Source organism: Parasphingorhabdus sp., from assembly GCF_049667325.1.
Classification (GTDB): domain Bacteria; phylum Pseudomonadota; class Alphaproteobacteria; order Sphingomonadales; family Sphingomonadaceae; genus Parasphingorhabdus.
Genome location: NZ_JBATHY010000134.1, coordinates 1 through 1,999 on the forward strand (window position 1 = coordinate 1; position 1,999 = coordinate 1,999).

1 protein-coding gene and 1 pseudogene are annotated in these 1,999 nt (G+C 58.9%); both read left to right on the forward strand.

Annotated features, from left to right (window positions below):
* Positions 1 to 252 (forward strand): annotated as a pseudogene (locus WBM93_RS06400) (hypothetical protein); the annotation flags it as partial.
* 197 nt (positions 253 to 449) lie between these two features.
* The gene (locus WBM93_RS06405) at positions 450 to 1,259 is read left to right on the forward strand and encodes a transporter (protein WP_424429718.1); all 810 of its coding nucleotides are present in this window, start codon (positions 450 to 452) and stop codon (positions 1,257 to 1,259) included.
* Positions 1,260 to 1,999: the final 740 nt, after the last annotated feature.

Genomic DNA, 1,999 nt, shown 5'->3' on the forward strand with positions numbered 1-1,999 from the left:
GAATTTGGCCGGGTGCGGGAATTTCGCATCGGCCGCGCCCGCTTCGCCAGCCTGACGGTTGCCTTCGCCGACGCGCCGCCGTTCGAGCGGTTCGGACTGGGCGACAAGCCGACTCTGTTGATCGGGATGGATGTGCTGCGCAAATTTGATCAGGTCGCGATCGATTTCCCGAAACGGAAAATCCATTTTCTGGCCCCCAGAAACGCCCGTCTGCACGTCGATGAGCCGCGCAACAGCCGAATCAAATCCTGACCGGATAGTGCGTCTACAGCCGCCGGACAGCGGCAAGGCCCGTCATATCCCGTGCTGGACCGGGCTTCATATCGGGGTCAGCACCGGCTTTTGAAAAATAATATGGATTAAACCGTCGTTTCGGTTCGTTCCCTCCACAGACAGACAAGCGCCTGCCTCGCTGGCGCCTTGCCATATCTTCAAGGAGCAAACCAACCATGCGCATTTTTCTTACTCTGCCGATATTTCTCGCTGTGACCGGTCCTGCACTCGCTCAGGAATCCATCAAACAACAGGATAGCAGCCCGAAGCAGGAAACCCGTTTCCAGCTTCTCGGCGGCGTTGACCATCTCGAAGGCGATGCCGGCGAAGGGCTCGACTATAAGACCACCTTTGCCACCACCGGCGTGGCAATGACCAAAGGCCGGTTCAGCGCCTCCGCCTCGCTCCCCTATATTTCCTCGACCGCCCCTCAGGAGGTGATCATCAACCAGGGTGGTCTGTTCGGCACGCCCTTGCTCGGCTCGAGCGGCACGCAGACCGGTCAGGTCAAGCGCGAGGGCATCGGCGACCTCTCGCTCGCCGCCGCCTATCAGCTGCCGGTCTCTGGCATCGACGCAAGCATCGGGGCCTCGGTCAAAGTACCAACCGCATCGCGCGAGAAAGGCCTCGGAACCGGCAAGGTCGATTATGGCGTCTCCGGACAACTTTCCAAGAAACTCGGCGCGGTCGTGCCGTTCGTCGGCGCCGGCTATACGATCATCGGCGAGCCGGATAATTTCGAGACCCGCAACACATTGTCAGGAACCGCTGGCAGCCATCTCCTGCTCGGCAAGAACAGCGCGCTGACCGCTTCCTATAGCTACGAACAATCCGCATCCTCCGGCATCGGTGACAGCCAGAGCATCAACATGGGCTTCGGCACCAACCTGACCCGCTCGGTCCGCATCGGCGTCGATGGCGCGGTCGGCCTGTCCGACGCCGCGCCGGATACGCGGGTCGGGCTGAAGCTTCGGGTCGGGATTTGAGGATAGGATTGCTTACATGTTGCTTTCAGAAGGCTTTGCGGAGACAGTGCTATGCTGTTGGAGCGAAAACCCAGAATAGTTAGGGGATCGTTGCACCTGTCACCGTAATCCCGCCGTGATGTGGTGGCGAGTGATCCGAATGTGCTGAAGAAGTGGCTGGCACGGCATTGCAAAGGCCTGATCCGCTGTTGTCCGCGATGCCGGTCGGGTGGCTCGGCGCCGCCGTGTTCGAGACAAGACTCTGTAGCCGCGATAATCAAAGCACTTTCCTACATCCGGCCGGATCGCTTATTATTGCCACCGGTCCCTGCAAACGGCGCGGGACCGGCTCTTTGACAATCTGAATAGATGATGGAGAAATGGAAGGTCACACTCGGCGACTGGCTTGCGCTCCACAAATGGCGGAAATCCGGGGCTTCGGGGCGAAGGTCACAGAAAAATAAACCGGGGCTTCGCTGTCAGTTTTTCGGCCAGACGCAGCAATGGCCGGGCTCACACGAAGACACCAAGCCACCAAGGCGATAAGAAAACGCGCAATTCCTCTGCATATTCATGGCGCTTTGCGTCTTCGTGGCTTTGTGCGAGTCCGGATAACGCTGACCGGTGCAACTACTCCCAAACCAAGTTGACGTCGCCCGAATTAACGCCACTCCCCGACCATATATATGACCCGCGCTAAGCCGCCTCTTCCAAACCAAACACCGGTTCCACATCCCCGCTCTTCCACTGCGGATATTTCT

What these genes read in the sequence shown, in the direction of transcription:
- WBM93_RS06405 (WP_424429718.1), top strand. Translation starts at nt 450, where the DNA reads ATGCGCATTTTTCTTACTCTGCCGATATTTCTCGCTGTGACCGGTCCT.